29 protein-coding genes and 1 tRNA gene are annotated in these 26,894 nt (G+C 70.9%); 14 read left to right on the top strand and 16 right to left on the bottom strand.

Going from position 1 to position 26,894, the window contains the following annotated elements; genetic code table 11:
* Window positions 1–168: 168 nt before the first annotated feature.
* The 4 genes from C7C45_RS33545 (at window position 169) to C7C45_RS06445 (ending at window position 5,515) form a co-directional block, all read left to right on the top strand.
* Window positions 169–1,458 (top strand): hypothetical protein, encoded by a 1,290-nt coding sequence (locus C7C45_RS33545; protein ID WP_146247279.1) that lies wholly within the window; start codon window positions 169–171, stop codon window positions 1,456–1,458.
* Between the two features lie 1,074 nt (window positions 1,459–2,532).
* The gene (locus tag C7C45_RS06455) at window positions 2,533–4,101 is read left to right on the top strand and encodes a replication initiator (protein ID WP_110562741.1); all 1,569 of its coding nucleotides are present in this window, start codon (window positions 2,533–2,535) and stop codon (window positions 4,099–4,101) included.
* Window positions 4,098–4,295 (top strand): excisionase family DNA-binding protein, encoded by a 198-nt coding sequence (locus C7C45_RS06450; RefSeq protein ID WP_110562740.1) that lies wholly within the window; start codon window positions 4,098–4,100, stop codon window positions 4,293–4,295. Before C7C45_RS06455 ends, C7C45_RS06450 begins: the two co-directional genes overlap by 4 nt.
* Window positions 4,295–5,515 carry a tyrosine-type recombinase/integrase gene (locus tag C7C45_RS06445; RefSeq protein ID WP_110562739.1) on the top strand — a complete coding sequence of 407 codons (1,221 nt, stop codon included), beginning with the start codon at window positions 4,295–4,297 and terminating at the stop codon, window positions 5,513–5,515. The genes C7C45_RS06450 and C7C45_RS06445 overlap by 1 nt, the downstream gene beginning before the upstream one ends.
* Window positions 5,516–5,599: 84 nt before the next feature.
* Here the strand turns inward: C7C45_RS06445 and C7C45_RS06440 are convergent.
* Window positions 5,600–5,671, bottom strand: a tRNA-Lys gene (locus tag C7C45_RS06440).
* A 266-nt stretch (window positions 5,672–5,937) separates the two neighbouring features.
* Here C7C45_RS06440 and C7C45_RS06435 point away from each other — a divergent pair.
* On the top strand, window positions 5,938–7,020 hold the full coding sequence (locus C7C45_RS06435; protein WP_110562738.1) for an NAD-dependent epimerase/dehydratase family protein: 1,083 nt from the start codon (window positions 5,938–5,940) through the stop codon (window positions 7,018–7,020).
* 180 nt (window positions 7,021–7,200) lie between these two features.
* Here the strand turns inward: C7C45_RS06435 and C7C45_RS06430 are convergent, their stop codons facing one another.
* The 8 genes from C7C45_RS06430 to C7C45_RS06395 form a co-directional block, all read right to left on the bottom strand.
* Window positions 7,201–8,400, bottom strand: coding sequence for a hypothetical protein (locus tag C7C45_RS06430; RefSeq protein WP_110562737.1), 1,200 nt, complete (start codon window positions 8,398–8,400; stop codon window positions 7,201–7,203).
* A gap of 253 nt (window positions 8,401–8,653) precedes the next feature.
* On the bottom strand, window positions 8,654–9,400 hold the full coding sequence (locus C7C45_RS06425) for a ZIP family metal transporter (protein WP_110562736.1): 747 nt from the start codon (window positions 9,398–9,400) through the stop codon (window positions 8,654–8,656).
* 54 nt (window positions 9,401–9,454) lie between these two features.
* Window positions 9,455–10,645, bottom strand: a complete 1,191-nt coding sequence (locus tag C7C45_RS06420; RefSeq protein WP_110562735.1) for a GNAT family N-acetyltransferase — start codon at window positions 10,643–10,645, stop codon at window positions 9,455–9,457.
* Between the two features lie 80 nt (window positions 10,646–10,725).
* Window positions 10,726–11,418, bottom strand: a complete 693-nt coding sequence (locus C7C45_RS06415; RefSeq protein ID WP_110562734.1) for a hypothetical protein — start codon at window positions 11,416–11,418, stop codon at window positions 10,726–10,728.
* Window positions 11,415–12,260, bottom strand: a complete 846-nt coding sequence (locus C7C45_RS06410; protein WP_110562733.1) for an ABC transporter ATP-binding protein — start codon at window positions 12,258–12,260, stop codon at window positions 11,415–11,417. Before C7C45_RS06410 ends, C7C45_RS06415 begins: the two co-directional genes overlap by 4 nt.
* On the bottom strand, window positions 12,257–12,595 hold the full coding sequence (locus tag C7C45_RS06405; protein ID WP_110562732.1) for a PadR family transcriptional regulator: 339 nt from the start codon (window positions 12,593–12,595) through the stop codon (window positions 12,257–12,259). The genes C7C45_RS06410 and C7C45_RS06405 overlap by 4 nt, the downstream gene beginning before the upstream one ends.
* A gap of 102 nt (window positions 12,596–12,697) precedes the next feature.
* On the bottom strand, window positions 12,698–13,417 hold the full coding sequence (locus tag C7C45_RS06400) for a PP2C family protein-serine/threonine phosphatase (protein ID WP_110562731.1): 720 nt from the start codon (window positions 13,415–13,417) through the stop codon (window positions 12,698–12,700).
* A 116-nt stretch (window positions 13,418–13,533) separates the two neighbouring features.
* On the bottom strand, window positions 13,534–14,094 hold the full coding sequence (locus C7C45_RS06395) for a helix-turn-helix domain-containing protein (RefSeq protein WP_244200267.1): 561 nt from the start codon (window positions 14,092–14,094) through the stop codon (window positions 13,534–13,536).
* A gap of 55 nt (window positions 14,095–14,149) precedes the next feature.
* On the opposite strand from C7C45_RS06395, the gene C7C45_RS06390 reads away from it, so the two are divergent.
* Window positions 14,150–15,412 carry a benzoate/H(+) symporter BenE family transporter gene (locus C7C45_RS06390; protein ID WP_110562729.1) on the top strand — a complete coding sequence of 421 codons (1,263 nt, stop codon included), beginning with the start codon at window positions 14,150–14,152 and terminating at the stop codon, window positions 15,410–15,412.
* Here the strand turns inward: C7C45_RS06390 and C7C45_RS06385 are convergent.
* From C7C45_RS06385 to C7C45_RS06370, 4 genes are all read right to left on the bottom strand, one after another.
* Entirely contained in the window at window positions 15,325–15,696 is a 372-nt protein-coding gene (locus C7C45_RS06385; protein WP_110562728.1) for a hypothetical protein, read from the bottom strand. The genes C7C45_RS06390 and C7C45_RS06385 overlap by 88 nt on opposite strands.
* 261 nt (window positions 15,697–15,957) lie before the next feature.
* Window positions 15,958–16,209 carry a hypothetical protein gene (locus C7C45_RS06380; RefSeq protein ID WP_110562727.1) on the bottom strand — a complete coding sequence of 84 codons (252 nt, stop codon included), beginning with the start codon at window positions 16,207–16,209 and terminating at the stop codon, window positions 15,958–15,960.
* Between the two features lie 81 nt (window positions 16,210–16,290).
* A complete protein-coding gene (gene mscL / locus C7C45_RS06375; RefSeq protein WP_110562726.1) occupies window positions 16,291–16,764 on the bottom strand; it encodes a large conductance mechanosensitive channel protein MscL in 474 nt (157 codons plus the stop codon).
* Window positions 16,765–16,803: 39 nt separating this feature from the next.
* On the bottom strand, window positions 16,804–17,496 hold the full coding sequence (locus C7C45_RS06370; RefSeq protein ID WP_110562725.1) for a FadR/GntR family transcriptional regulator: 693 nt from the start codon (window positions 17,494–17,496) through the stop codon (window positions 16,804–16,806).
* Window positions 17,497–17,546: 50 nt separating this feature from the next.
* Here C7C45_RS06370 and C7C45_RS06365 point away from each other — a divergent pair, with 50 nt between their 5' ends.
* Window positions 17,547–18,827: an MFS transporter gene (locus tag C7C45_RS06365; protein ID WP_110562724.1), complete on the top strand. Its 1,281-nt coding sequence runs from the start codon at window positions 17,547–17,549 to the stop codon at window positions 18,825–18,827.
* A 13-nt stretch (window positions 18,828–18,840) separates the two neighbouring features.
* On the opposite strand, the gene C7C45_RS06360 is transcribed toward C7C45_RS06365, so the two are convergent.
* Window positions 18,841–19,197, bottom strand: a complete 357-nt coding sequence (locus C7C45_RS06360) for an STAS domain-containing protein (RefSeq protein WP_007454464.1) — start codon at window positions 19,195–19,197, stop codon at window positions 18,841–18,843.
* A 162-nt stretch (window positions 19,198–19,359) separates the two neighbouring features.
* On the opposite strand from C7C45_RS06360, the gene C7C45_RS06355 reads away from it, so the two are divergent.
* The 6 genes from C7C45_RS06355 to C7C45_RS06330 are packed head-to-tail and all read left to right on the top strand — an operon-like array spanning window position 19,360 to window position 24,957.
* Entirely contained in the window at window positions 19,360–20,220 is an 861-nt protein-coding gene (locus C7C45_RS06355; RefSeq protein WP_110562723.1) for an STAS domain-containing protein, read from the top strand.
* On the top strand, window positions 20,220–20,630 hold the full coding sequence (locus C7C45_RS06350) for an STAS domain-containing protein (RefSeq protein WP_110562722.1): 411 nt from the start codon (window positions 20,220–20,222) through the stop codon (window positions 20,628–20,630). Before C7C45_RS06355 ends, C7C45_RS06350 begins: the two co-directional genes overlap by 1 nt.
* Window positions 20,627–21,046, top strand: coding sequence for an anti-sigma regulatory factor (locus tag C7C45_RS06345; RefSeq protein ID WP_110562721.1), 420 nt, complete (start codon window positions 20,627–20,629; stop codon window positions 21,044–21,046). The genes C7C45_RS06350 and C7C45_RS06345 overlap by 4 nt, the downstream gene beginning before the upstream one ends.
* Entirely contained in the window at window positions 21,043–22,056 is a 1,014-nt protein-coding gene (locus tag C7C45_RS06340) for a SpoIIE family protein phosphatase (RefSeq protein ID WP_110562915.1), read from the top strand. The genes C7C45_RS06345 and C7C45_RS06340 overlap by 4 nt, the downstream gene beginning before the upstream one ends.
* Window positions 22,053–23,414: a sensor histidine kinase gene (locus C7C45_RS06335; RefSeq protein ID WP_110562720.1), complete on the top strand. Its 1,362-nt coding sequence runs from the start codon at window positions 22,053–22,055 to the stop codon at window positions 23,412–23,414. Before C7C45_RS06340 ends, C7C45_RS06335 begins: the two co-directional genes overlap by 4 nt.
* Window positions 23,415–23,427: 13 nt before the next feature.
* Complete coding sequence (locus tag C7C45_RS06330) at window positions 23,428–24,957, top strand: SpoIIE family protein phosphatase (RefSeq protein WP_208641083.1); 1,530 nt, start codon at window positions 23,428–23,430, stop codon at window positions 24,955–24,957.
* A gap of 50 nt (window positions 24,958–25,007) precedes the next feature.
* On the opposite strand, the gene C7C45_RS06325 is transcribed toward C7C45_RS06330, so the two are convergent.
* Window positions 25,008–25,754 carry a helix-turn-helix domain-containing protein gene (locus C7C45_RS06325; protein ID WP_244200266.1) on the bottom strand — a complete coding sequence of 249 codons (747 nt, stop codon included), beginning with the start codon at window positions 25,752–25,754 and terminating at the stop codon, window positions 25,008–25,010.
* A gap of 82 nt (window positions 25,755–25,836) precedes the next feature.
* Between C7C45_RS06325 and C7C45_RS06320 the strand changes: the two genes are divergently transcribed.
* Window positions 25,837–26,421, top strand: a complete 585-nt coding sequence (locus C7C45_RS06320) for a TIGR03086 family metal-binding protein (RefSeq protein ID WP_110562717.1) — start codon at window positions 25,837–25,839, stop codon at window positions 26,419–26,421.
* Between the two features lie 225 nt (window positions 26,422–26,646).
* On the opposite strand, the gene C7C45_RS33935 is transcribed toward C7C45_RS06320, so the two are convergent.
* The gene (locus C7C45_RS33935; protein ID WP_167454667.1) at window positions 26,647–26,817 is read right to left on the bottom strand and encodes a hypothetical protein; all 171 of its coding nucleotides are present in this window, start codon (window positions 26,815–26,817) and stop codon (window positions 26,647–26,649) included.
* Window positions 26,818–26,894: the final 77 nt, after the last annotated feature.

Raw genomic sequence — 26,894 nt, 5'->3', positions numbered from 1 at the left:
CCTGGCTTGCAACCCTCGGTAGCTCTCGATGTCTCGTACGCGTCCTCACTGTTGGCTGTGCCGAGTCTGTGCCCAATGATCTCCAATCGCTGGTCCCTCAGCCCGAGCAGTGCGTCGCATGGTCATACGACGACTCCCGCCAGGTAACATCAGCCCAAGGAGGCCTAAATGCAGAGCATGAACTCTGGAAATCATTGGCTATATTCGTGGATTGACGAGTTTGAAGCGAATACCCCCGAAGCCGCCCGTCGCGCACTGTCAAGCTCGTCAGCCATAAATCGACTAGAGGACCTGGCAAGGCTGGGCGCACAAATGACTTTCGAGGACGTGCCTTATACCGGAACTGTAGTTGCTGGCCCTGGATTGGAGATCACTTCACCGGCCACTTGCAGCGCATTTGAATGCCGCAGACTGGGCCTAGATAATGAACTTGGCTCAGTCTTGCATTACTTTGATCAGGTAGTCATGCAAGGACCCCAAGCTAGTGCATACCTGATGCTAGTCGAACAACTCCGGAGCAGTAGCCACAGCCACCTGTTGACCTCTGACGTCGTTCAGGACGTTGCATCGCTCAATTACATCCGCGACAGCGGAATGGGTAATCACATAATATTCACCGACAAGCCTTGCTACTGCGAGAACCACCTGTGGGAGTTGGCCCAGAATATCGGCCTGGGTGAGATCGCCACTCCGGATGCAATCTCATCGGCGGCGCAGCAACTGGTCCGCCGGGATGCTGTTCGGATCGAAGAGCTAGAACCGGGGGTCTGGTGGGGCTCGGCCAAATCACCGACGTTCAACAACACCGTTGGCCGTCCGTTTCATCAAAAGCGAAAGCCGTCGAGACGGCATGTAGCTGAATTGGTCATCCGAAACAGCCTGGCGGCAATGATTATCGATGCAGGTGCAGCAAAGGCGCTAGATCTTCCCTTGTCGTCGGTAGCGCACCCCGCCCTATTCGAGCAAAAAGTAGCCGACGAGGTGACTGTTGATGACGTAGCCCTGCGAATGAAAATACCCGTACTTTCAGGCCTGAGCACCGCCCAGCTTATCAAATTGCGCCTGAACGCCCCGGACGATTTTATCGTATTTCAGCAAGCGCTGACAATGGCAATTTCGGCTACGCTAGCCAACGATCAGACATCGAATCCTGCTGCGGTCGGCGAAAAAGCCTGGCAAGAGATTCTAAAACCAGCCTTAGCGGACCTAGAGCGAAAGTTGACGGCAGACCGCTGGGCGCTCGGGGTAGGTGGATTCGCCACAGTGTCAGTGGGTTTCGCCGCAGCAGCTATCAGCTTGATCGCAAACCTGCCGCTCGCTGCGGCACTCCTCGGTTCCGCAGTAAGCGCAACCATACCCCTGAATCAATTCTCGGAATACATTAAAGATCGCAAGCAGGCTCGTTCGTCACCCTATTACTTCCTATGGCGAGCGCGTAAGGTACAGACTCACGCTTAATGTGAAGGCTGTGACCCTGCTTATACGTGTGCCTTCCCGTCTGCCGTCGACCCGCCCTCCTGGGGAGCGGGCCGCCGCCCGGCCCGCCACGTCAAGACGGCCTTGACGGACGTACGGACGCTGGCGGGTCGGGCGGTGGTCTGCTCGGCTTGCCCGGGTCGAGGGCAGGCGGGATGGCCTACCGCAACCACCCACGAGCCGTGAGCCGCCGGCGATACCTCGGCCATCCTGGAGCCGGAGCGCCCCCGCCGGAGGCGCAGTAGCCGCAACCCCGCGACCGCCGCCAGATCGCCGACGCGGCGGGCGTGCGTTCCCCTACGTCGCGCGGGCTCGTGGCCGCGCGGCCCGGCCGGCTGCCGGCCCCACCCCTCACCGGGCCAAGCATCCTGTCGTTCTGCGGCGGCCCCCTTGGGCTTCTCGCTTCCGCGCCAGCCGCCGGGCGTGTTGCGTGGCCGGAGTCGAAGCGTCAGCGGAGCGACGGACGCGCGCCCAGGCGGCGGCGCGTGCGGCCCGTTGCGGGCCGCCTTGATAGACGTACAGAAAGTCCTCCCACATCGGCCGGCAGCCGGCGGCCCGCCCCGGTGACATCATGGCGGGTTGACGTGTCGGCACCCGGTGCTACTCTGGCGCTCATCGAGCACGCCAGCGCGGCCTTCTTGCCGGATCGCTGGACTCGATGTGGAGATGCCGAGCGGCCTTGCTACCGCTGATGCGGGACACGTCCCGCCGGCTCTCAATCACACCGGCCGCTGTGCCGGCTCCCCGAATTCGCTGAGCGGCCCAGTACGGCCTTCCCTGCCGTCCACGATGGCCCGAATTCGCTCCCAGCTCCACGGGTGGGGGCAGCCTGCGGCAACCCGCCGGATGCCGGCATTCCAGGCTCCCCACCCGTGCCACCCTCACTCATCAGGTCCACGAGCGCAAAGGACACGGCCCATCGGCGGAACGAATCCGCCCTCCGGCGTGAGCCGCCCTTCCGGCGGTGCCAGGAGACACGACGATCACCACCAGCGGACAGACGTCCACGGCTGGTGGTGCTTCGTCTTCCGTCCCTGCCACCCCGTGAGGAGAGCCGTGTCCACACCCCTCGACCTGTTCCGTCCCGGCGTTGCCAGCGGCCGTGACGCCCAAGCCCTGCACCGTGCCGCCACGCCTGAGTTTTCCGGCTGGCTGGAGCACACCCGCACCGCCGGCGGCTGCGCCCGCCCTGTTCGCCTCACCGGCACGATCGCCGCTGTCGAGCGGCAGACCGGCCAGGTCCTGGGCGAGCAGCACACCGACGAGCTGCCCGACGGGGCGCTCTACAAGGCGTGCGGCAACCGCCGCGAATCACAGTGCCCAGACTGCGCCTGGGTCTACGCCGGTGACGCCTACCAAGTCGTGCGCTGCGGCTTGAATGGCGGCAAGGGCGTCCCTACCTCGGTAGGCAGGCACCCGGTCGTCTTCGCCACCTTCACCGCGCCATCCTTCGGCGTTGTCCACCACCGGTACATCCCGCGTCACACCTGCGCTACCCGGCAGCGCTGCGACTGCCGCCCGGCTCCCTGCCGTGCCCGCCACACCACCGGCACCTGCCAGCACGGACAGCCCGCAGCGTGCTTCGCCCGTCACGACGCCGACGATCCGCGGCTCGGACAGCCGTTGTGCCTGGACTGCTACGACCACGGACACCAGGTCGTCTGGAACTACCTTTCGGGCGAGCTGTGGCGGCGCACCAAGCAGGCCATCGAACGGCACCTCGCCGCGCTCTGCCGGCGACGCGGCATCCCCTTCGTCCAAGTCGTCACCGACTCCGGCAAGGTGCGACGGGCGCCGCCGGTTCGGGTGTCGCACGGGAAGGTCGCCGAGATGCAGCGCCGGGCAGCCGTGCACTTCCACGTCCTGCTGCGCCTCGACAGCGTCGCCCCCGACGACCCAGGCGCGCTCGTGCCGCCGCAGGCCGGCATCACCGTCGACGACTTGGAGGAAGCCGTCCGCGTCGCAGCCTCCCGGATCACCCTCACCACACCCGCACACCCCGACCGGCCGCAAGGCTGGCTGGTGGCCTGGGGCGAGCAGGTCGACGTCCGCCGAATCAACAGCGCCGGCGGCGAGCTGACCGACGACAAGGTGGCCGCCTACCTGGCCAAGTACGCCACCAAGGCGACCGAAGCCACTGGCCACCAGTCCACCCGACTCACCCCCGCCACCGTTGACGACTACGCCGACTCGGAAGGTGACCATCTCGCCCGCCTCATCGACGCCTGCTGGCACCTCGGCCGTCCCACCCACACCGATGTGACCGGCAGTGCCGCAACCGCCGACGACCGTCAAGCCGGCCTTGACACCAAAGCGAACGCATACGCCGGGCTGCGCCGCTGGGCGCACATGCTCGGCTTCGGCGGTCACTTCCTCACCAAAGCCCGCCGCTACTCCGTCACCTTCCGTCTGCTCCGCGACACCCGCGCCACCTACCGCCGCGCCGAGGACGACGAATCTGCCGATGTCATCACCGTCGGCACCCTCACCTACATCGGGTCCGGTTGGCTTTGCGAGGGAGACGCCCTGCTCGCCAACACCGCCGCCCGGCAGCGACGGGAGCGCACACGCATCGGTCGGGAAGAACTCGCGCACGAAGCCTGGCTCACCGGAGCCGCCGCATGAACCAGGACCTTCGCCCCCGTTGGTACTCGCCGGCTGAGGTCGCCGTGCTGCTCGGCTTCGGCATCTCCAAGGTCAAGATGAAGATCGCCACTGGCGAGCTGCGCTCCATCAAGGACGGCAAGTACCGCCGCATCCTCCCCGAATGGGTCGACGACTACATCCGCGAACAGGTTGAGCGCCAGGAGGCCGCCTGATGCCCGGACGCGCACGAGCCAACGGCGAAGGGTCGATCTTCCCGTACCGGAACGGCTTCGCCGCGTACGTCTGGGTCGAGAAGCCGGACGGCAAGCGGGGCCGGAAGTGGGTCTACGGCAAGACCCGCGAGGAAGTTCACGACAAGTGGATCAAGCTGCACGGGCAGGCCAAGGCCGGCCCGGTGGCGACGCGCTCCCCGACGGTGGGGGAGTACGCCGGCTACTGGCTGCGCGAGATCGTCAAGCCGAACCTGGCGCCCGGCACCTACGTCACCTACGAGGTGGTGGTCCGGCTCTACCTCGTGCCTGGGCTGGGCCGGAAGCGCCTCGACAAGCTGCGGGTCAGCGACGTGCAGACCTGGATCAACGAGGTGGGACGGACCTGCCAGTGCTGCACCCAAGGCAAGGACGAGCGGCGCAAGCCGGCCCAACGTCGCTGCTGTGCCCTCGGCCGCTGCTGCCGGTATTTGCCCTCGGCAACTAGCGTCACGCACCTACGGACCGTGTTCCGGACGCTGCTGTCCCAGGCGATCACCGAAGGGCTGATCTCCCGCAACGTCGCGTCTCTGGTGAAGCTGCCACCGGTACGGAAACGTAAGCGGAAGGCATGGACAAGCGACGAGGCACGGCGCTTCCTGGAATCGGCCCGCGCCGACGACGACCCGCTCTACGCCGCGTACGTCTTGATCCTGGTGCTCGGGCTGCGTAAAGGCGAGATGTTGGGGCTCACCTGGGCTGACGTCGAGCTCGACGCGGGGGAGTTGACCATTGACCGGCAGCTCCAGCGGGTCGGTGCCGAACTGCTGCACCGGGAGACGAAGACGGCCGCCTCGGACGCCACCCTGCCGCTGCCCGACATCTGCACTGTGGCGCTCGACCGCCGCCGGGCTGCGCAGACCGCCGCCCGGGATGCCGCCGGTCCGGCCTGGCAGCCATCAGATCTGATCTTCACCACCGGCTACGGGCGGCCCATCGAGCCGCGCAACTTCAACCGCTTCTGGGACCGGCGTTGCGACGCGGCAGGAGTCCGGCGGATCACGGTCCGGGATGCCCGGCGAACCTGCGCCTCGCTCCTGGCCGACCTGGACGTGCACCCCCGGGTGGCGATGCAGATCCTTCGGCACGCGCAGTTCGCCATCACCATGGAGATCTACACGGTGGTGTCGTCAGCGGCCACCCGCGACGCCCTCAAGCGGCTCGGCAGCGCGCTGGACCGGTAAGGCGCTACTGCTGTACTTCGCCACTGTACCGGCCCGAATTACGGCAACAGCGACCCCAATTGGGGCCGCTGACCTGCGGAAGAGTGGGCCGCCAGGGACTCGAACCCTGAACCTATGGATTAAAAGTCCACAGCTCTGCCATTGAGCTAGCGGCCCGCGCGCTCAGGTTACCCGACGGTGTGCGTCGACGACTCATGGCTTCCGGTCGGCCGTCAATGCCTGCGCCTGACGGCCCATAGCGCACCTGATCATCACCATATCGGCGAGCTGGCGGTGTCCGGCGCGCTGGATAGCCCCACATCGGGGATATGGAGTGGATCAAGCCGCGGGGTCTGCGCGCTCGCGAGCGGGTTCGGGCCACGGGGGGCGGCGCGGGTCGGGGTGGGTGGTTGAGCGGCTGCTCGGCGGGTACGGGGTCGAGCATGCGGATCGTGGTGGTGGGGGCGAGCGGCAATGTCGGTACGGCGGTGCTGCGGCGGCTGCGCCGGGAGCGGGGCGTGGAGCTGGCCGGGGTGGTTCGGCGGTTGCCCGGTCCGGATGCCGGTGAGCCGTACGACCAGGTGGAGTGGCACTCCTGCGACATTGGTGCGCCGGGCGCGACGGGGCAGCTCGTCGAGATGTTCGCGGGTGCGGACGCGGTGGTGCACCTGGCCTGGCAGATCCAGCCCAGCCACGATCAGCGGGTGTTGCGTCGGACCAACGTCGAGGGCAGTCGGGCGGTGTTCGACGCGGTGATCCGGGCCGGTGTGCCGGCGCTGGTGTACGCCTCGTCGGTCGGCACCTACGCGCCCGGCCCGAAGGACCATCCGGTGAGCGAGCGGTGGCCGGCGACCGGTGTGTCCGGTTCGTCGTACAGCGAGCACAAGGCGGAGGTGGAGGCGCTGCTGGACGGGATCGAGCGGGATCACCCGACGCTGCGGGTGGCGCGGTTGCGGCCCGGGTTGATCTTTCAACGGGCCGCCGGTGTGGAGATCACCCGCTATTTTCTCGGCCCGCTGGCGCCGGTGCGGTTGCTGCGCTTCGGCCGGATCCCGCTGGTGCCCACGAACCGCCGGTTGCGGATGCAGGCGGTGCACGCCGACGACGTGGCCGACGCGTACGCCCGGGCGGTGTTGAGTGAGGTGCACGGTGCTTTCAACGTCGCCGCGGACCCGGTGCTCACCCCGGAGCTGGTGGCCCGGCACTTCCACGGTTGGACGGTGCCGGTCGCCGCGCCGGTGCTGCGGGTTGCGGCGGCGCTGACCTGGCGGGCGCGGCTGCAGCCGGTCGACGCGGGCTGGGTGGAGCTGGGTCTGAATGCCCCGTTGATGTCCAGCGAGCGGGCCGAGATCGAACTGGGTTGGCAGCCCAAGATCAATGCTCTCGACGCGCTCAAGGAGCTCGTCGTCGGGATGGCCGGCGGCGACCACGCGGGAAGCCCGCCGCTGTCCGGCGCACGCGACCGACCAGGCCGCCCGACAGCCCTCCTCCATGCCCGCCCCCCAGGCCAGGGCAACCCCTACTGAGGTACGCCCGGCTCGGTGATCAAGAAGTTTCGGTCAGGAAACGCCCTCCCGATGACTCAAACCTCTTGATCACCGGGGCAGGGCCGGGGGCCGCGCCGGGGGCAGAGCCGGGGGCCGCGCCCGGGGGCAGCGCGCTGGGGGGCGGGGCCTGGGGCAGCGCGCCCCTGGGCGGCGGTGGCTTCAGCTCAGCTTGGAGTTGGTGACCGTGGGGTTGCGGGCGCCGAGGAAGAAGATGCCGGGGAAGCCCTGGGTCTCGAACTTGCCGCTGGGGTTGCGGCGCAGGGTCGAGTTTTCGATCTTCATCGTGCCAGTGCGGTTGTTGCTCACGAAGAAGACCGCGCCGCCGCCCTCGTTGGCCTTGTTGTTCTCGATGATCGTGCCGGCGATCCGTACGGTGAACTCGTTGCCGTCGCAGTAGATCGCACCGCCGCTGCCGCCGCCGGGTGTGCCGGATTTAGCCGGGTTGGCGCCGCTGCCGATCGCCTCGTTGTGGCTGAGCACGCTGTTCAGCACCACCCAGGAGACGCCGATGCTGCTCAGCGCGCCTCCGTTGGAGCAGGAGCCGCCCTGGCCGGAAGCGCCGCCGAAGGTGCTGCTCACCACGTACACCGGCTTGTTGTCGTGCTGGCTCAGCACCCGGATGGCCGCGCCGCCCAGGTCGGGGCCGGTGCGGTCGCAGCGGTTGCGGACGAAGCGCGAGTTGACCACCTTGAACCGACCGCCGCGGACGAAGATCGCCCCACCGCCGCCGCCCTCGGCCTCGTCGCCTGTGGAGTTGCCGTCGGCGAAGGTCAGGTTCTGCACGGTGAGCTGTGGGTGGTCCTGGTTCTGGCAGTGCGAGGTGGTCCAGCCCTGGGCCTCGTCGCAGGTGTTCATGTAGAGGATGCGGCGCTGTCCCTGACCGCTCAGCGTGACTTTGCCGCCGCCGTCCAGCACGACCTTCGGCCCGTTGGCGTTGCGGACCTTCGCGGTGGCGGTCATCTTGATCGTCACCGGGGCCGGTCCACAGTTGAACGTGATGACACCGCCGGCCGCGACGGCCTTCACGACCGCCGCGGAGGTGCAGCTCGCCGGGGTGCCGGTGCCGATGGTCCGGGTCGGCTTCGAGGTGTCCACCGCCCGCGCCTCGGCTGGCACGGTGGCCTTGCCGTTCGGGTTGCCGGCCGCGAGCACCTTGTCGGCGGGCTTCGGGCTCTTGCTGGCCCCCGGGCCACCGAGACCGTCGCGGCCCGCCGGCGTTGCGCCCTGGTTGCCCGTCGGCAGTGCCTCCGGCGTGGCGGACGGGCCGGGCTGGAAGGCGGGGGCCGGATCGTCGGACGCGCAGGCGGGCAGGGTCGCCGTGGCGACACCGAGGACGAGCAGAGCAGCAAGCGACGTCATGCGCACCCCGTGATGCTAGGGCCTGTGTCAAAGCCCCTGGCCGGCCTGCGGCGGGCCCAGACGACGACCGGCCGCGTTGGAAGTTCGTCCGGATACAACACCGGTATCCGGACGAACTTCCGCCTTGCCGGACCGCCGCCTGGACTCCGCCTCGGCTCGACCGAGGGCTTTGACACAGGCCCGAGGAGCCCCGACGGCGTCACGACGAATCCGCCGTGCGGGCTTAATCCCTGGTTAAGGCTGGGCGGGGCGCTCAGGCGTGGGACAGGGCGAAGGCGGTCAGGAAGCCGGCGACAGTGCTGAGACCGACCAGCAGGTGCGCGTTCTCGAACGCCTCGGGAACCATGGTGTCGGTGATCATCGCGAGGATCGCGCCGGCGGCCAGCGCCGTGATTCCGGCCAGCACCTCGGGCGGGGCACCGCCCAGCAACGAGTTGCCGAGCAGCGCCGCCACCCCGCTGATCAGCGCGATCCCGATCCAGAGCAGGAAGACGAACCGCCGGGACCGGCCGGCCTGGCGCATGCCGGCCGCGCTGGACAGGCCCTCCGGGACGTTGCTCAGGAAGACCGCAGCCACCGTGACCAGGCTGACCGTGCCGCCGCTGAGCAGGCTCGCGCCGATCACCACCGATTCCGGTACGCCGTCCAGGAGCGCGCCGACCGCGATCGCCGACCCGGAGCCGGGTTGCTCACCCTCGGAGGGTTGGGCGCCCGAACGTTTCCGGTTCCGCGCGCCGTGCCGGGCGAGTGCCAGGTTGGCCAGGGTGTAGACGACCGCACCGCCGCCCGCGCCGAGCACGGTGGGCATCATGCCGCCCTGGGCGTGCGCCTCGGCGATCATCTCGAACGACACGGCGGAGAGCAGCACCCCCGCCCCGAAAGCCATGATCGACGCGATGACGCGCTGCGGCACCCGGGCGAACCAGCCGACGGCCGCCCCGACCAGCAGAGCCGATCCGGCCAGCAGCCCCCACCCACCCGCCTGCAACCACTCCGGCATTCGCGGGACGGTACCCACGGTCGCCGGGGCGGCAAACCCGGCCCTGAGGCAGTCTCAGAAGTCGGCGAAGAGGTACGGCACCCGGCGCGGGAAGATGCTGCGCAGCTCGGCGGCGGCGTCCGGCGGCACCTCGCCCAGCCCACGCAACGGCAGCTCGGCCGGGTCCAGCACCCCGTACGTCAGGGCGGAGAGCCCGGCCGCCGTGAGCGTGGCGGTCGGCGCGCGACCGGCGGTGTCAGCGACCAGCTCCAACGCGCCGGTCGTGCCGTCCAGCAGGTGGGTGCCGGTCAGCCACCGGTCCCCGGTCAACTCCACTCGCACCCGGCCGGGGCCGGCGGGCAGCCCGCTCAACGCGTCCAGCGACAAGAGCCGGGCCATCGGGGCGGACGACCCCGGCACGGCCGTCCGTGCCTCGACGTGCACGTCCAGGTCGGTCAACCACAGCTCCGGCAACTCGTCGGGTGGCACCTGGACGGTGATCCGCGCGATCTGGTCGACGTGCCGGGCGAAGAACTGCAACAACAACGCCCGCGCGAGCGGGTCGGTGACCAGCAGTTCGTTGCCGTGCAGCGTGCCGCCGTGCTCGTCGATCCGGTACGTCACCGCACCGGTCACCTCGCCGTCGACGCGGGCGGTGAGCAGCCAGTACTCGTCGCGGTCACGCATCCCGACCGCCCGGTACTCCGGGAAGACGGAGAAGCCGTGCCGCTCCTGGAGGTGGCGCTCGGTGAACGCGCGCCACGTCGGATATCCGGCGGCGACGCGTTCCCAGCCCACCTCGCCCGGCAGGTCCGCGCGGAGCAGCGATCCCAGGTCGGCCGGGGCGAAGGTGACCCGGCGCGGCTTGGGCAGCCCGACGTAGCCGAACCGGGCGTAGAAGCTCGGCCGGAACGGGTAGAGCGCGCTGAGCGCATGCCCCTCGTCGCGCATCTCGTCGAGGAGTTGGTGCAGCAGCGTCCGGACGTGCCCCTGCCGGCGGGCCAGCGGATGGGTCGCCACCCCGGCGACCCCGGCCATCGGCAGCACCACCCCGCGCAGGTTCTGCCGCATCGGAATGGCCGACACGGCGGCCAGCGTGGTGCCGGCCTCCTCGACGACCAGCGTCCGGTTGCCCTGGTTGTAGGGCAGGTAGTCGCGGAACTCCTCGGTCCGGGAGGCGCCGAGCGGCGACGACTCGAAGGCGTACGCGGCCAGCGGGAAACTGGTGGTGAGACGGTCGTCGGCGGTCACCCGGCGGATGGTCATCCGCCTATCTCAACCTGCCGTAAGGATCGCAGCAACCGGATTCGCGGTATCCGTGGCGCCAGCACCGGCCGGTGCTCCGGTCAGCCGATGGACAGGTGGCGCAGGTGCCGGCGGCGGCGCAGTCGGACGCTGGCGACGGCGGCCACGCTGAGGGCCAGCAGGGCGGTGACGACGACCCCGTGCAGGACTCCCCGGGCGAGGTAGCCCTGGTCGGTGTGGTCCACCGCCCAGGTGGCGATCTCCCGGCTCGACCAGAACGGGGTCAACCTCGCCCCCGAACCAGCCGGGTCGATCAGCATCTGCACGGTCACCACGGTGAGCAGCAGCAGCGTCCCCTCCAACTCGCGGGGCAGCAGCGCACCGATCAGCATCCCGAACGGCGCCGCCACCCCGACGGAGCAGAGCATCGCCGCGGCCAGGCCGCCGTACCGCAGGTCCGCGCCGTCGATCATGGGGAGCAGGAAGAACGGTACGGAGATGACCACCCCCACCGTCCACAGGCCGAGCATCCGACCCAGGTAGAGGTGGTGCGGGCGGTAGCCGGCCAACCGCAGCCTCGGCTCCAGCTCGCGGGCCGCGGTGGTGGCGAACAGCGCGGCGGTGCTCACCGCCCAACCCACGCCGAGCAGCAGCGACCGGACCGACTGCCCGAGGTAGGCGTCCCGCCGAATCAGGTAGAAGGTCAACGGCATCAACAGCAACAACAGGAGTACGCCCCGACGCCGCAGCAACTCCCGCAGGGTCATCTCGGCGACGGTGACGAGCCGGTTCACGAGTGGCCTCCTCGGACGCCGGGCGCGTGCCACCCGGTCGTTTGTGCCGGGGTCAGGTCGAGCACCGTGTCCACCCGGTCGAGCTGGTTGAGCAGGTGGGTCACCACGACGATCGCCGTGCCCGCGTCGCGCAACCGGCAGAGCTGGTCCCAGAAGTTGACGTAGGTGCCCTGGTCGAAGCCCTGGTACGGCTCGTCCAGCAGCAGCACGTCCGGCCTGCTGAGCGTGGACATGGTCAGGTTGAGCTTCTGCCGGGTGCCGCCGGACAGGTGTCGAGCCTGTACGTCACCGCCCGCCTCCCAGCCGAGCTGTCGGGCCGCTGCCCGTCCGGCGCGGCGGGCCGGACCTCGGGCCACGCCCTGACCGGCGCCGACCAGCACGAAGTGCTCGTCGGCGAGCAGGAAGTCGGCGGTGCCGCCGGACTGCGGGCAGTAGCCGAGCCGGCCGGAGACGGTCACCTCACCGGCGTCGGGTGAGACCAGCCCCGCGCAGATCCGCAGGAAGGTGCTCTTGCCGCAGCCGTTCGCGCCGATCACGGCGGCGATCTGTCCGGCCCGGACGGTCAACGTCGCGTCGCGCAGGACGGGCCGTCGGCGGTACCGCTTGGTGATGCCCTCGGCGTGCAGCCGGACCGGCCCGGGGCGGGGTCCCGGCGCGGTGCCGATGCTCTCCACGACTGCGCCCGCGTACTGCTGGGGTGGACCGAAGACGACCAAGGGGTCGCCGCCCCCCTCGCGCAGGTGTGTGGCGACTTCCGCGACCACGTGCCGGGCGGCGTCCGCCGCGACCCGGCGCTGGTGCAGTTCGGCCGTGAGCGTTCGCAGCCAATCGTCGACGTTCACTGGGCGACCCCCTTCGTGACGATGTCGTTCACCGGGCCGACGAAGGTGAGCCAGGCACTGCCGCCCTCGCGGAGCGCCGCGTACCCGTCATCGGTCAGCCGGTAGTACTTGCGGGCCGGCCCGGCGCTGCCCTCCCGCCACTGCGCGGTCACCAGGCCGGTCTTCTGCAGTCGCAGCAGCACGGGATAGAGCGTGCCGCCCTGGATCGGCCCGACGCCCGACACGTCGAGCGCCTGGGCGAGTTGGTAGCCGTAGGACTCGCGCTCGGCCAACAGTGCCAGGACGCAGATGTCGAGCACCCCTCGCAGCCACTGCCCACGGCGGTCGGAATCCACCCGCAGGACACTAGCGGCGCAACCTAGATGGCACAACTACGTAGTCAGCCCGACCGGTAGCCACCCGGCCGGTCCGGTGGACCGTCGGGCGGGCCGTACGGGTCAGCGGGTGACGACGTCGGAGACCACGACTGTCACGTTGTCCGGTGCGCCGGCGTGGTGAGCGAGCTTCACCAACTGCTCCCCACACTGCTGGCGGTCGGCGTACATGCCCAGCGCTGCCGCGATGGCGTCGTCCTCGACGTAGTCCGAGAGCCCGTCGCTGCACAGCAGCAGTCGATCGCCGGGGACCACGGTGAGCACACCGACCGCCGGTGGGGTGTCGGCCCCCTGCACGGCCCGGGTCACGAGAGACCGCTGCGGGTGGTGGCGGGCCTGCTCGGGGGAGAGGGTGCCCTGGTCGACCAGCGCCTGAACGAAGGTGTCGTCCCGGGTGAGCTGGGTCAGCTCCCCGTCGCGCAGCAGGTAGCAGCGGGAGTCGCCAACCTGGGCCAGCACCAGCGTCTCCCCGGCCAGCAGCCCCGCGGTGAGCGTGGTGCCCATCCCGTCGCGGCTCGGGTCGACGGTGATGGCGGCGTGGATCCGCTGGTTGGCGGTGCTGACCACGGCACGCAGGGCGTCGGCGGCGCTGTCGGGCTCGGTGGGCGGAGCCAGCTCGTCCAGAATCCGGATCACGATCTCGCTCGCCACCTCGCCCGCGGGCAGCCCGCCCATGCCGTCGGCGACGGCGATCAGGCGGTCACCAGCGAGGGCGGAGTCCTCGTTGTTGGTGCGCACCAAGCCGATGTCGTTGAGGATGACCGAGCGGAGGATCAGCGTCATGGGGTCAAGCTTGCCAAGAACAACCCGCATTCGTCTCTACGCCTACTGCGTAGGGTCGAGAAATGATTGCGATCTTCGTCGTAGGAGCTGGCGAACCGAGGCCGATCGGCCGGTCCTCAGCGGCGGGGATAACGCAGTAACAGGCTCGCGGTGACCTCCTCGTCACCCACCGCCGCGTACGTGTGCGGCACGTCCGAGACCCAGCGGAGGTGACCACCGGCCGGGGCGGTCAGCGGTGCGTCGGCCGGGCCGGCGCGCAGCACCCCGGCGAAGACGGTGATGTGCTCGGTGACCCCCGGCTGGTGGGCGGGGGAGAGCTGCACCGGGCCGGGCGCGACCCGCATCCGGTACAGCTCGTAGGTCGCGTCGGTGTCGGTGAACACCTCCAGCAGGGTGGCGGTGACCGCGGTGCCGTGCGCGGTGGGCCCGGCGGTCGGCTCCGCCAGCAGAGCGGTGAACGGTACGCCGAGCTGTGCGGTGACCGCCCAGAGCGTCTCCAGGGTCGGGTTGCGGGTGCCGTGCTCCAGGCCGGAGAGGGTGGCCTTTCCGACGCCGGCGAGCCGGGCCAGAGTGGACAGCGAGATCCCGCGCTCCTCGCGCAGGGCACGGACCCGGCGGCCGACGACGGCGGGATCCACGTCGAGGCCCGGACGGCGGGCTGGTGGTGGGTGCGGCACCCGGCTATCGTGCTACACACTGTTGTTCCGTAAACGGAACACTCGGGAGGGTGGGGTGGCTGGACGCGTCCAACCGGTGCTGGCCGGCGCGGTTACCGCCCTGGTCGGCTTCGCCAGCTCGTTCACCGTCGTGCTGGCCGGGCTCCGGGCGGCCGGCGCATCGGACGCGCAGGCCGCCTCCGGCCTGCTCGCCCTCTGCGTGGCGTGCGGGCTCGCCGCCGCCTGGTTGGGCTGGCGGCACCGGATACCGATGAGCGTGGCCTGGTCCACGCCGGGTGCGGCGCTGCTGGTGGCGACCGGGCCACCGCCGGGTGGGTGGCCGGTCGCGGTGGGCGCCTTCCTCGTCTCCGGCGTGCTGATCGTGGCGGCCGGGCTGTTTCCGCCACTCGGTCGTGCGGTGGCCGCCATCCCCAAGCCGGTGGCCGGCGCGATGCTCGCCGGGGTGCTGCTGCCGCTGTGCACCGCCCCGGTCCGCGCGCTCGTCGAGTTGCCCACGGTAGCCGGTCCGGTGGTGGGCGGCTGGTTGCTGCTGCACCGGTTCGCCCGCCGCTGGGCGGTGCCCGGCGCGTTGCTGGTGGCGGTGATCGCGATCGCGCTGACCGCGCCGCCGACCGGCCTGACCGGTGCCGCGCTGGCCCCGTCGGTCACCCTGACCGCGCCCGCCTGGAACACGTCCGCGCTGATCGGCCTGGCCCTGCCGTTGTTCCTGGTCACCATGGCCGCGCAGAACGTGCCCGGCATGGCGGTGCTGGTCGGCTACGGCTACCGGCCGCCGTTCGGCGCGGCGCTGCGGGCGACCGGCCTGGCCAGCCTGTTCGCCGCCCCGGCCGGCGGGCACGCGGTGAACCTCGCGGCGATCACCGCCGCGTTGGCCGCCAGCCCCGACGCCCACCCGGACCCGGAGCGCCGATGGGTCGCCTCGGTCACCGCCGGCGTCGGGTTGGCCCTGCTCGGGCTGGGTGCCGGCGTGGCCACCGCGCTGGTCGCCGTCGCGCCGCCCATCCTCATCGAGGCGGTCGCCGGGTTGGCCCTGCTGGGCGCCCTCGCCACCGCGCTCGCCTCGGCGGTGACCGACCCGGCGACCCGCGAGGCCGCGGTGGTCACCTTCGTGGTGACCGCCTCCGGGGTGACGCTGATCGGCGTGGGGGGCGCGTTCTGGGGGCTGGTCGCCGGCTGCCTGATGCTGCTGCTCTTCCACCGCCGCCCACCCGTCGTGCCGCCTCCAGTCGATCATTCCTCCGACGGTAGGTCGGCCACGCCCACGGCGAGGAGGACCCGGCCGTCGGCGACCGAGCCGATCCGGTCGGCCGGTACGTAGACCGCCCCGGTACGGGTCAGCTCGGTCGAGACCTTCAGGTAACCGCTGTGCAGCAGCCGCGCCGCCAGATCGGCCGGAACGTCCGGCTCCTCGACCGCCGTGGCCTCGATCAGCTCGTCCAGGCTGCTGCCCGGGTCGGCGGTCGGTGCCTGGACGGTCACCGCGTTCGGGTCGGCCCGCTGGACGAGGTCCACCGTGCCGACCTCGGTACCGGCTGAGTCGATCACCGGCATCCCGGTGGTGATCCGCGAGATGGTCGCCTGCTGCTCGTCCTGCTGATCCATCCCATTGCGGTTCCCGGGGCGGTACGCCGTTAAACGCCGCCGCCGCCAGCCCGCCGGGGCGCAGCCCGGGCAGCCACCGGCCGGGCCGGGCCGCTTACCGGACCACCAGCCGACCCGCCAGCCCGCCGACCCGGCAGCAGGGGCCCAAGGCGATGAGGCGCCCGAGAGCGGTATGACTCTGCGGCATATTTATGCCACTGAGTCATAACCGACGAGAGCGCCACCGCCTCCAGGTCCGGGGTGGCGGTGGGCGGCGACCGTTCAGCTGTCCGGAAGAGTCCAACTGCCCGGTGGGCGCGGGGACAACTCCCGCCAGGTGTCCGGGCCGTCGAGCAGCGCCCGGACGGTGTCCTCGGCCTCGTCCGCACTGCCGTACTCGTAGAACCGGGAGATGCCCTCGGCGCCGCCGGCCCGCTGCTCGACGTGCCACCGGTCGGCGTCCACCCGCAGGAAGACGTCCCGTCGGGCCAGCCGCCCCCACTTCCCGTTCCACCAGTGCTTGCGCTGCTCCATGGCGGGACTCTATCGAACACACGTACGAGAACGTGCGGCCCCTGCGGGAATCCCGCAGGGGCCGATGTGCTTCTGCTCGGGTCAGCGCTGCGTCGGCGGCTCGGTGCGACGGCCCAGCACGTCGTCCAGCGCCCCGCGCTGCTGGCCCGGGGTGGTGTGACCGGCGGAGACCAGCGCGTCCCGGATCTCGGTGAGCAGCTTGACCTCCTCGCTCGGCGCGGCCGGCGGCGGCTCCTCGCCCCGCTTGCGCCGCTCGGCGAGCTTGTTCATGGGGAACACCACGAAGAAGTAGAGCGCCGCCGCAGTGAGCAGGAAGGTGATCACCGCGTTTACGAAGCTGATCCAGTCGAACTCGACGCCGCGGATCGTCCAGGCGGCGCCCGCAAGGCCGTTTTTCTTGCCGGTGATCAGCAGCACGATCAGCGCGATCAACGGCTTGAGGAACGCGTTGGTCAGCGACGTGACCACTGTCGTGAACGCGGCGCCGATGACGACACCGACCGCCAGGTCGACGACGTTGCCGCGCATGATGAAGTCTTTGAAGCCTTTGAGCATCCGTACTCCCGAGGTGTCCGCTTTTCTGTCGGGGACAACCTATGCCCAGGGAGCGGGCTCCAGAAAAGCGCCGGCTTCGATCGCCGCCCGGCCTGGATCACCGACCCGGATCGCCTCGACCAGCCGGGTGTGGTCGACGTAGCGCTCAGGTGTGAGCGCGCCTCCCATCGCCTGGGCGACTGTGCTGCGCAGGGCGGCGCCGAACGAGGCGTACAGCTCGGCGAGCATGGCGTTGTGCGCGGCGGCGACCACCGCGGTGTGCAGTGCGGCGTCGGCCTCGACGAACGTGTCGACCCGGCCGCCGCGCCAGGCGGCCTCGCGGGCGGCGAGCGCGCCGTCGAGCGCCGCCAGGTCCTCCGGTGTACGCCGCAGCGCGGCGAGCCGGGCGGCCTCCACCTCGAAGGCGCGACGCACCTCGATGACCTCGGTCATCCGGTCGTCGCCGAGTCGGCGGGCCACCACCGGCGCCAGTTCGTCGGTGGACACCACGTAGGTGCCGGAGCCCTGCCGGCACTCCAGCACGCCGGCGTGCACCAGGGCGCGGACCGCCTCGCGGACCGTGTTGCGCCCCACGCCCAGCGCGGCGACCAGTTGCGGCTCGGTGGGGATGCGTCCGCCGACCGGCCACTCGCCGCCGAGGATCCGGGCCCGGAGCTGCTCGATGGTCTGCCGGACCCGGTGGCCCCGGGGCGGCACCGGCGGCGCGGAGGGGAAATCAACCGACGGTGGCACTGGTTACATCACCGAGCCCAAATTCATCCCATGATTGTAGGTTGGATGCCATGACCCCGCCACCTACCGCAGCTCCGGCGCTGCCCGCCCCCGTCGCCGTCGACCCGCACGCAACGCGCGACCCCGGTACGGGACGACGGACGCACCCGGCGACCGGTGGCGCGCTCCTGCTGGTCGGGATGCTGCTGGTCGCGCTGAACCTGCGCGCCGTGGTGACGAGCCTCGGCGCCCTGCTCGACGAGGTACGCGACGGGCTCGGCCTCTCCGGCACGACCGCCGGCCTGGTCACCACCCTGCCGACCATCGCGTTCGCCGGCCTCGGCGCGCTCACCCCGTGGCTGGTCCGCCGGGTTGCGCCGGCCCGGGTGCTCGTGGTCGCCATGCTCGCCCTCGCCGTCGGCCAGGTGCTCCGGGCCACCACCGACTCGGCCTGGATCTTCGTGCTCACCAGCGCGCTGGCGCTGGCCGGCATCGCGGTCGCCAACATCCTGCTGCCGATGCTGGTCAAGCAACACTTCCCGCACCGCACCGGCCTGGTCACCGGGGCGTACACGATGGCGCTGACCCTGGGCACGACGGTGGCCGCGGCCTCCGCGGTCCCGATCGCGCACGCCTTCGGGTCGTGGCGGGCCGGTCTCGGCATCTGGGCGGTGATGGCCGCGGTGGCCGTACTCCCGTGGGTGCCGCTGGCGCTGCGGACCCGCGCCGCCGCACGGCGCGCGACCTCGACGGCGGCCGTGACCGCGCCGGTGCGGGTCCGGCCGGCGCGGACCCGGCTCGGCTGGGCCATGGCCGTCTACTTCGGGGCGCAGTCACTCAGCGGGTACGCGATCATGGGCTGGCTGGCCCAGTTGTTCCGGGACGCCGGCTACCAGCCGGAGTCGGCCGGGCTGCTGCTCGCCGGGGTGACCGCGCTCGGCGTGCCCATCGCGCTGCTGATGCCCACCGTGGCCGGCCGGATGGCCACCCTGCGCCCGCTGGTGCTCGGGATGACCGCCGCGTCGACGCTGGCCTACCTGGGGCTGGCGCTCGCCCCGCACGGCGCCGCGCTGCTCTGGGTGCTCCTGCTGGCGATCGGCCAGGGCGCGTTCCCGATGATCCTGACCGCCATCGGCCTGCGCGCCCGCACGGCCGAGGGGACGGTCGCGCTCTCCGCGTTCGCGCAGAGCACCGGGTACGTGATCGCAGCCCTCGGCCCGCTGCTGGTCGGCATCCTCTACGAGGTCACCGGCGGCTGGACCGCGCCGATCGGGTTCCTGCTGGGTGCGCTCGCCGTGCAGACGGCGGCGGGCCTGGCGATCGCCCGTCCCCGCTACGTCGAGGACGAGTGAGGAACGGCAGCGGTCAGGAGGAGGCCGGGGTCGGTTCGCCGGCGACTGCCTCATCCACCGTCGGGTAGGTGTGCAGCACCTCGACCAGCCCGCTCACCTCGAGGATGCGCAGCACCCCTCGCTGCGGGGCGGCCAGCCGGACCACGCCGCCGGCCTCGTCGCAGCTGTTCTTGGCGCGGACGAAGACCGACAGGCCGGTCGAGTCGCAGAACGAGACGTCGGCCAGGTCGAACACCAGCCGGTTGCGACCCTTGTCGAGCAGGTCGGTGATCTGGTCCTGCAGTTGCGGTGCGGTGGCCATGTCCAGCTCGCCCGCGACCGACACGACGACCACGTCGCCGCGTTGTTCCGTGTGCACCGTCAAGGACATTCGCCAGACCTCCTGTTATCGGGGGAACGGTATCCCACGACCGGGGTCGTACGCAGAACGGGAGCCGGGATCCGGTGGCCATCATCATTCTGTTGCTACGGGACAAGTAGTCGGCCAGGCCCGGTGATAGAGTCCGCCCGGTCCAGGTCAAGGGGGTTCCAAATGGCGTTGAGCACCGAAGAAAGTGGTCGGCTCGCCGCACTGCTCAGCGGGCAGGCAGACCGGGTCACGTCCCGGTGGACCGAGATCGTCACCAGTTCGTTGCGGGGCCGGCTGAGCCAGGCCGAGCTGCGCCGGCAGGTTCAGGATCTGCACAGCGCCATCGTCGCCACCAGCGAGCAGGGCGACATCGACCTGTCCGCCGACAACGCCGCCGAGTTGCGCGCGGCGCTCGCCGACCTGTCCCGTGGCCGGGCCCGGCAGGGCTTCTCCGCCACGGAGACCACGGTCAGCATCTTCGCGCTCAAGGACGTGCTGGCCGAGCTGGTGCAGGAGGCCGGTGGCGCCAACGCGCTGAACGACTACGTCGCCTTCGCCAAGCTCGTCGACGAGATGGGCCTGTTCACCTTCGAAAGCTTCGTACGCACCCGGGAGAGCCTGATCGCCGACCAGGCCGAGCAGCTGCTCGAGCTCTCCACGCCGGTGGTCAAGCTCTGGGAGGGTGTGGTCGCCGTCCCGCTGGTCGGCACCCTGGACTCGGCCCGTGCTCAGGTCGTGATGGAGCGGCTGCTGCAGACCCTGGTCGACACCAGCTCCCCGTACGCGATCATCGACATCACCGGCGTCCCGGCGGTGGACACCCAGGTCGCCCAGCACATCCTGAAGACCGTGGTGGCCGCCCGGCTGATGGGCGCCGACTGCATCATCTCCGGCATCCGCCCCCAGATCGCGCAGACCATCGTCGCGCTCGGCATCGAGTTCGGCGACATCGCCACCAAGGCGAGCCTCGCCGACGCGCTGCGCCACGTGCTGCGGCTCAGCGGGGTGGAGACCGCCCGCCGCCAGCCGCGCCGGGGCGCCTGATGGAACGGGTGCCGATCCTCAAGATCGGCGACATCCTGCTCGTCTCCATCCAGGTGGACATGTCCGACCAGACCGCGGTCCAGCTCCAGGAGGACCTCGCCGAGCGGATCGTGGACACCGGCTGCCACGGCGTCATCATCGACATCACCGCGCTGGACATCGTCGACTCCTTCGTCGGGCGGATGCTCTCCACCATCGCGTCGATCTCCAAGGTGCTGGACGCGGAGACGGTGGTGGTCGGGATGCGCCCCGCCGTCGCCATCACCCTTGTCGAACTGGGGCTGTCGCTGAACGGCATCCGTACCGCGCTGAACGTCGAGCGCGGCATGGAGTTGATCGCGGCGGCCCACGCCGACGAGCTCGATTACCAGCTCGACGACGATCCGGACGCCGAGACGGCCACGCCGTGACCGCGGGCATCGACCTGGGCCACCCGCAGGCGCAGTCGGTCCGCAGCGACGAGGACGTGGTGCGCGTCCGGCAGTTGGTCCGCACCGTGGCCGTGGCGGTCAAGCTCTCCCTCGTCGACCAGACGAAGGTGGTCACCGCGGCGAGCGAGTTGGCCCGCAACACTCTCGTGTACGGCGGCGGCGGATCCGTCGAGGTGGCAACCGTGGAGAACGGCCGACGTAAGGGCGTCCGGATCGTCTTCGCCGACTCCGGGCCGGGCATCGCCGACCTCGATCTGGCCCTGACCGACGGCTACACCACCGGCGGTGGCCTCGGTCTCGGGCTCAGCGGGTCCCGCCGACTGGTCGACGAGTTCGAGATCGAGACATCCCCGGAGACCGGCACGCGGATCACAGTCACCAAGTGGTCCCGGTGAGCATCGACGCGGTTACCGACAGTGGCATCTGGTTCCGGGTGGAGGCCAGCAGCGCGGCCAGCGCCGTCCGGCGTGCCGCCGAACGCCTCGGTGCTCAGGTGGAGATGGGTGCGGCACGCATCGCCGACCTGGCCATCGTCGCAGCCGAGCTGACCAGCAACCTGGTCAAACACGCCGACGAGGGTGTCCTGCTGCTCCGGCCGGTACGCCGCGCCGGGCAGGCGGGCGTGGAGCTGATTGCCATCGACTCCGGGCCCGGCATGGCCGACCTGACCGTCTCGTCGCAGGACGGGCACTCCACCACCGGCACGCTCGGCATCGGCCTGGGTGCCATCGTCCGGCAGGCCAGCTGGTTCGACGGATACTCCCTGCCCGGACGGGGCACCGTCCTCGCCGTGCACGTCTGGCCGGCGGAGCCGGCCCGGCCGTCCTGGGCCGGCGCCCTCGCCCGACCGCTGACCGGCGAGACGGTCAGCGGCGACGGGTACGCCGTCCGGGTCACCGACGGACGGCACCAGGTGCTGGTCAGCGACGGGCTGGGGCACGGCCCGCTGGCCGCCGCCGCCACCGACGCGGCGCTCGCCGCGTTCCGCGACGCACCGGCCGGCCCACCGGCGGCGGTGGTCGGTCACCTGCACCGGAGCATGTCGCACACCCGGGGCGCCGCGCTCGCCGTCGCCGAGCTGGTTCCGGCGGCCGGTGTGCTGCACTACGCCGGCCTGGGCAACATCTCCGGCGTCATCGTCGAGGGCGACGGAAAACGCCGTGGGCTGGTGTCGCTGCCCGGCATCGCCGGCCACCAGCGGCCGACGATCCGGGAGTACGACTACCCGTTCGCTCCGGGCGCCCGACTGGTGATGCACAGCGACGGAGTCGTCGACCGCTGGCGGTTGACCGACTACCCGGGGCTGGCGGAGCGGTCCCCGCTGGTGATGGCGGCGACACTGCTACGCGATGCCGGTGTGCGACGCGACGATGCCTGCGTACTGGTCGCGAGGTCCTGGGCATGACCGGCGAGTCGGCCGCGCTGCCGCTGCTGCAGATGGCGCTGCGGGTCGAGCAGGACATCTTCGTGATCCGTCAGCGGGGCCGCGAGGTGGCCGCGGTGGTCGGCCTCGAACACCAGGACCAGGTCCGGATCGCCACCGCGCTCAGCGAGGTCGCCCGGGACCTGCTGCGGACGACCGGCGGTGCGGACGTCTCCTTCCACATCGACGCGGACGCCGACAGCCGGTTCCACCTGCGCGCCGACCTGGCCCCGGTCTCCCCGCTGCCCGACGGCCGCTACGAGCCGCAGTCCGGCGCGGTGTCCCGACTGGTCGACACACTGAGCGTGTCGACCGTCGACGGGGTTACGGTCGTGAGGATGTCCCGACGACTGCCGGCCAGCGCGCCCATGCCGACCCCGGTGCGGCTCGCCGAGTTCCGTACCGAACTCGGCCGTACCGCGCCGTCCAGCGCGCTGGAAGAGTTGACCGTGCAGAACGCGCAGCTCATCGCCGCACTCGACGAGGTGCGCAGTCAGCGCGACGACCTGGCCGTGCTCAACGAGGAACTGGCCGAAACCAACCGGGGTGTCCTGGCGCTCTACAACCAGCTCACCGAGGAGCTGGAGGAGACCAACCGGGGTGTCGTCGCCCTCTACGCCGAGCTGGACGAGAAGTCCGCGCAGTTGCGCGCGGCGAGCGAGTCGAAGAGCCGGTTCCTGGCCAACGTCAGCCACGAACTGCGCGCCCCGGTCACCGCGATCATCGGGTTGGGGCGGCTGCTCACCGACTCCGCCTCCGACCCGCTCACCGCCGAACAGGGCCGCCAGGTCGATCTGATCCGCTCCTCCGCGGCGGACCTGCTCGGCCTGGTCAACGAACTCCTCGATCTGGCCAAGGCGGAGTCCGGCCGGATCGAGCCCGACCTGACCGATGTCGACCTGCGCCCGGTCTTCGGCCAACTGCGCGGCACATTGCGTGCGCTGGCCACCCGCCCGGAGGTGGAGCTGGTGGTGGAGGAGCCGGCCGCGCCGGCCCTGCTGCGCACCGACGAGGTCCTGCTCGGGCAGGTGCTGCGCAACCTGCTGCACAACGGGCTGAAGTTCACCGAGCGCGGCGAGGTGCGCCTGCGGGCCCGCCAACACGGCGACCGGTGGCACTTCGAGGTCAGCGACACCGGGCCGGGCATCGCGCCCGACCTGCACGACCGGATCTTCGAGGAGTTCTACCAGGTGCCCGGTGCCACCCGGGTCGGCGGCACCGGCCTCGGCCTGCCGTACGCCCGTCGGCTGGTGACGCTGCTCGGCGGGACACTGGAGCTGACCAGCGCACCCGGCCAGGGCAGCACCTTCACCGTCTCCCTGCCTGTCGGCGGGATGTGACAGCGTGGACGGCATGCCGGCAACCGTCCTGGTGGTCGATGACAGTCGTACCAAGCGTTACCTGCTGGTCAGTTGGCTGACCCGGGCCGGGTTCACCGTGCTCGAGGCCGAGAACGGCGCCGACGCGTTGGCACGGGTCGAGGCGGACCGCATCGACCTGGTGGTCCTCGACGTCCGGCTGCCCGACCTGAGCGGCTACGAGGTCTGCGAACAGATCAAGGCGCGGCACCCGGCGATGCCGGTGATCCACGTGTCGGCGCACGCCGTGGACGTGGCCGACCGCGCCCAGGGGCTGACCCGGGGCGCGGACGCGTACCTCACCGAGCCGATCGAGCCGGAGGAGTTGATCGCCACCGCTCGGGCGGTGCTGCGCTACTACCAGGCCCGCAAGCGCGCCGAACTGCTCGCCGAGCGGCTGCTCGGGCTGGCCGACACGACCGTGACGGTGCACGCCGCGCCCACCTTCGTACGCCTGCTGGAGGCCGCTGCGGAGGGTGCCGCACAGATCTTCAAGAGCCCGGCGGCAGTGATCGCCGAGACGTTCGACGGTGACTGTCTCGCGGGGATCTGCGCCGGTCCGGGCGCCGCCGCCGCCGTGGTGCCGTGGGTCGTCGACGACACCGGGGTGCCGACCGGCTCCACGGTCCGGGTGGAGACCCCGGCGAACTGGGCGTTGGTCGACTGGCCGGCGGACGACTCGGTGACGGTCGCCGCCGCCAAGCTGCGCGAAGACCGAGCCCCGCTGTACGTGGTCGTCCCGACCGCCACCCAGACCGCCCGCACCCCGGTGCTGGTGCAACTCGCCCAGGCCGTCGCAGCCGCCGTCGAGGCGCAACGCTCGTTCGACGAGGAACACCGGATCGCCGTCACCCTCCAACGCAGCCTGCTCCCGCGCGGCCTGCCCACGGTTGCCGGACTGGACCTCGCCGTGCGCTACGAGCCGGCCAGCGCACAGACCGAGGTGGGCGGCGACTTCTACGAGCTGGTGATGCTCGACGGTCACCTGCTGCTGGCGATCGGCGACGTGGCCGGTCACTCGCTGCACGCGGCGACCGTGATGGCCGAGCTGCGACACGCGGTGCGGGCGTACGCCGTGGAGGGGCACCAGCCCGGCGAGATCCTGCACCGGGTCAACGAGCTGATGCGTACCCTGCTGCCGAACGAGATCGCCACGCTCTGCGTACTCCTGCTGCACCCGCCGACCGGACACGTCCGGCTGGCCAGCGCCGGGCATCTTCCGCCGGTGCTCAGCAAGGACGGCAAGGTCGAGTTCGTGCAGCACTCCGCGCCGTTGCTCGGCGTCCGCGCGCCTCGGCCGGCCGACCTGGAGTTCGTGCTGCCAGCCGGGGCGACGCTGGTGTTCTACACCGACGGGCTGATCGAGCGACGGGACGCCACCATCGACGAGGGGCTGGCCGCGCTCGCCGCGATCTCCGCCACGGTCGACGACGATCTGGACCGCTTCTGCGCCCGACTGCTGGTGGAGTTGGCCCCATCGGAGATCCAGGACGACGTCGCGGTGGTCGTCCTGCGCCGACGCTGACCGGGTTGCCGGCGTCGTGGTGCGTGGCCGGGTGTGGCGCGTTGTCGGGCTCACCGCACCGAGCGGGCGTACGCGGCGGGTGACACCCCGGCCACGGCGGTGAAGTCGCGGACCAGGTGGGCCTGATCGCTGTAACCGAGGTCGGCGGCGAGGTCCGCCCAGTTCAGTGGGCCACCAGCGGCCTGTTCGACCGCCTCCTGGAGCCGGTAGCGGCGGATCACCCACTTCGGCCCGACCCCCACGTACTCCATGAAGAGCCGCTGCAACCGGCGGACCGGGAGGTCGTGCCGCGCGGCGAAGGCGTCGACCCGCAGCGTCGCCCGGTCGGTGCGGATCGCCTCGGCCAGCCGGACGGCCTCCTCGGTCGTCGGGTCCGGCTCCGGATCCCACCCGGTGAGCAGGGTGTCCAGTGCGTGGCAGCGCTCGTCGTCGGTGGCCGCGCACACCGCGAAGTCGGGGCCTGCCAGCCGACCGGCGGGCAACGGCACCCGGCGACCGGTCAGCTCGGTGACCGGTCGACGCCAGAACGCGTGGAAACCGCCGGGGCGGAACTGCACCCCGCAGACCCGGCCGGTGCCGGTGAGCGTGATCCGGAACAGGTCACGGCCCACCCCGGCCACCTCGCCGAACTCGGGCCCGTCGCCGTCCCGCCGGAACACCACGTTGACCGCCGGGTGCGGCACGATCCGCTGCTCGAACGGTGTGCTCAACGCCCAGTCGATCAGCCAGTAGTGCTCGACCCAGGGGCGGAGCGACTCCACCGGCAGGTGCCGACGGAAGCGCACCTCGCGCAGCATGCGCCCCGGGTCGAGTATTCCCCGGCTGTCGCCACGCGGTCGGTGTCGCATTTGTTCAAGACCACCCTCATACGCTGGCCCTATGACCACTCAGACTAGCGATCTGCTGGCGGCTGCCGCGCCGCGAACCGTCGATGTGGTGCGCGGTATCGCCGACCATCAGCTCGACCTGCCCACGCCGTGCCGCGACTACGTGGTCCGCGATCTGCTCAACCACCTGTTCGAGGTGGTGGTCAACTTCCAGGACCTGGCCCTGAAGCGGCAGGTCGAATGGGCCGAGAAGCCCGACCACCTGGTCGACGGCTGGCAGGACCGGTTCGAGGCGGAGACCGGCCGTCTGGTCGCCGCCTGGGCCGATCCCTCCACCCTGGAGGGGGTGTCGCCGGGCATGGGCATGCCGCAGACAGTCATCGGCGGCATGGCTCTGCTGGACCTGACCGTGCACGGCTGGGACCTCGCCGTCGCGACCGGTCAGCCGTACCAGCCGGCCCCGGAGGCAGTGGCCGAGTTGCACGGGCTGGTCGAACAGTTGGGCCCCACCGCCCGCAAGATGGGCGTCTTCGCCGAGCCAGTGCCGACCCGTACCACCCCGACCCCCACCCCCGACCTGGCCCACCTCCTGTCCCAGACCGGCCGCACCCCCACCTGGCCCACCCCCGCTCCCTAACCCCACCCCTCCCGGCCTCCCGGCCGCCCACCCTTCCCGGCCTCCCGGCCGCCCCCGTTGATCATGGAGTTATTGCCAACCGCCTCGGCGTGTCGTGGCAATAACTCCATGATCGCGCGGTGTGGGGTGGGGTGGGGGTGGGGGCGGGGCCCGGCGGCGCGGCTGGGCGGCGGCGCGGCCTGGCGCAGCGGGGTGGGACCGGGTGGGGTGGAGGGTGGGGTGGGGTCAGGTTGGGGTGTGGAAGAGGCCTGCGGACCAGGCGATCAGCAGGCCGACGGCGGCGGAGCAGCAGCAGACGGCCAGGGCGGCCGTCACCACGGCGAGGATCATCCACGCGGACATGCGTCGGGCCGCACCCGGCGGTGCGTCGGTCCCCGAGCCGGCCTCGTCGTTCACGCCGGAAGTCTAGGCGCGTTGATCGCGCAGGTTCCCGGAAGTAGTGGCCTCGGCGGACGGCGGTTTCAAGCGGCGGT

This window comes from Micromonospora arborensis, from assembly GCF_003205615.1.
Lineage (GTDB): Bacteria > Actinomycetota > Actinomycetes > Mycobacteriales > Micromonosporaceae > Micromonospora > Micromonospora arborensis.
The sequence above is the reverse complement of the archived record's forward strand: the minus strand, read 5'-3'. Positions and strand labels throughout refer to the sequence as shown.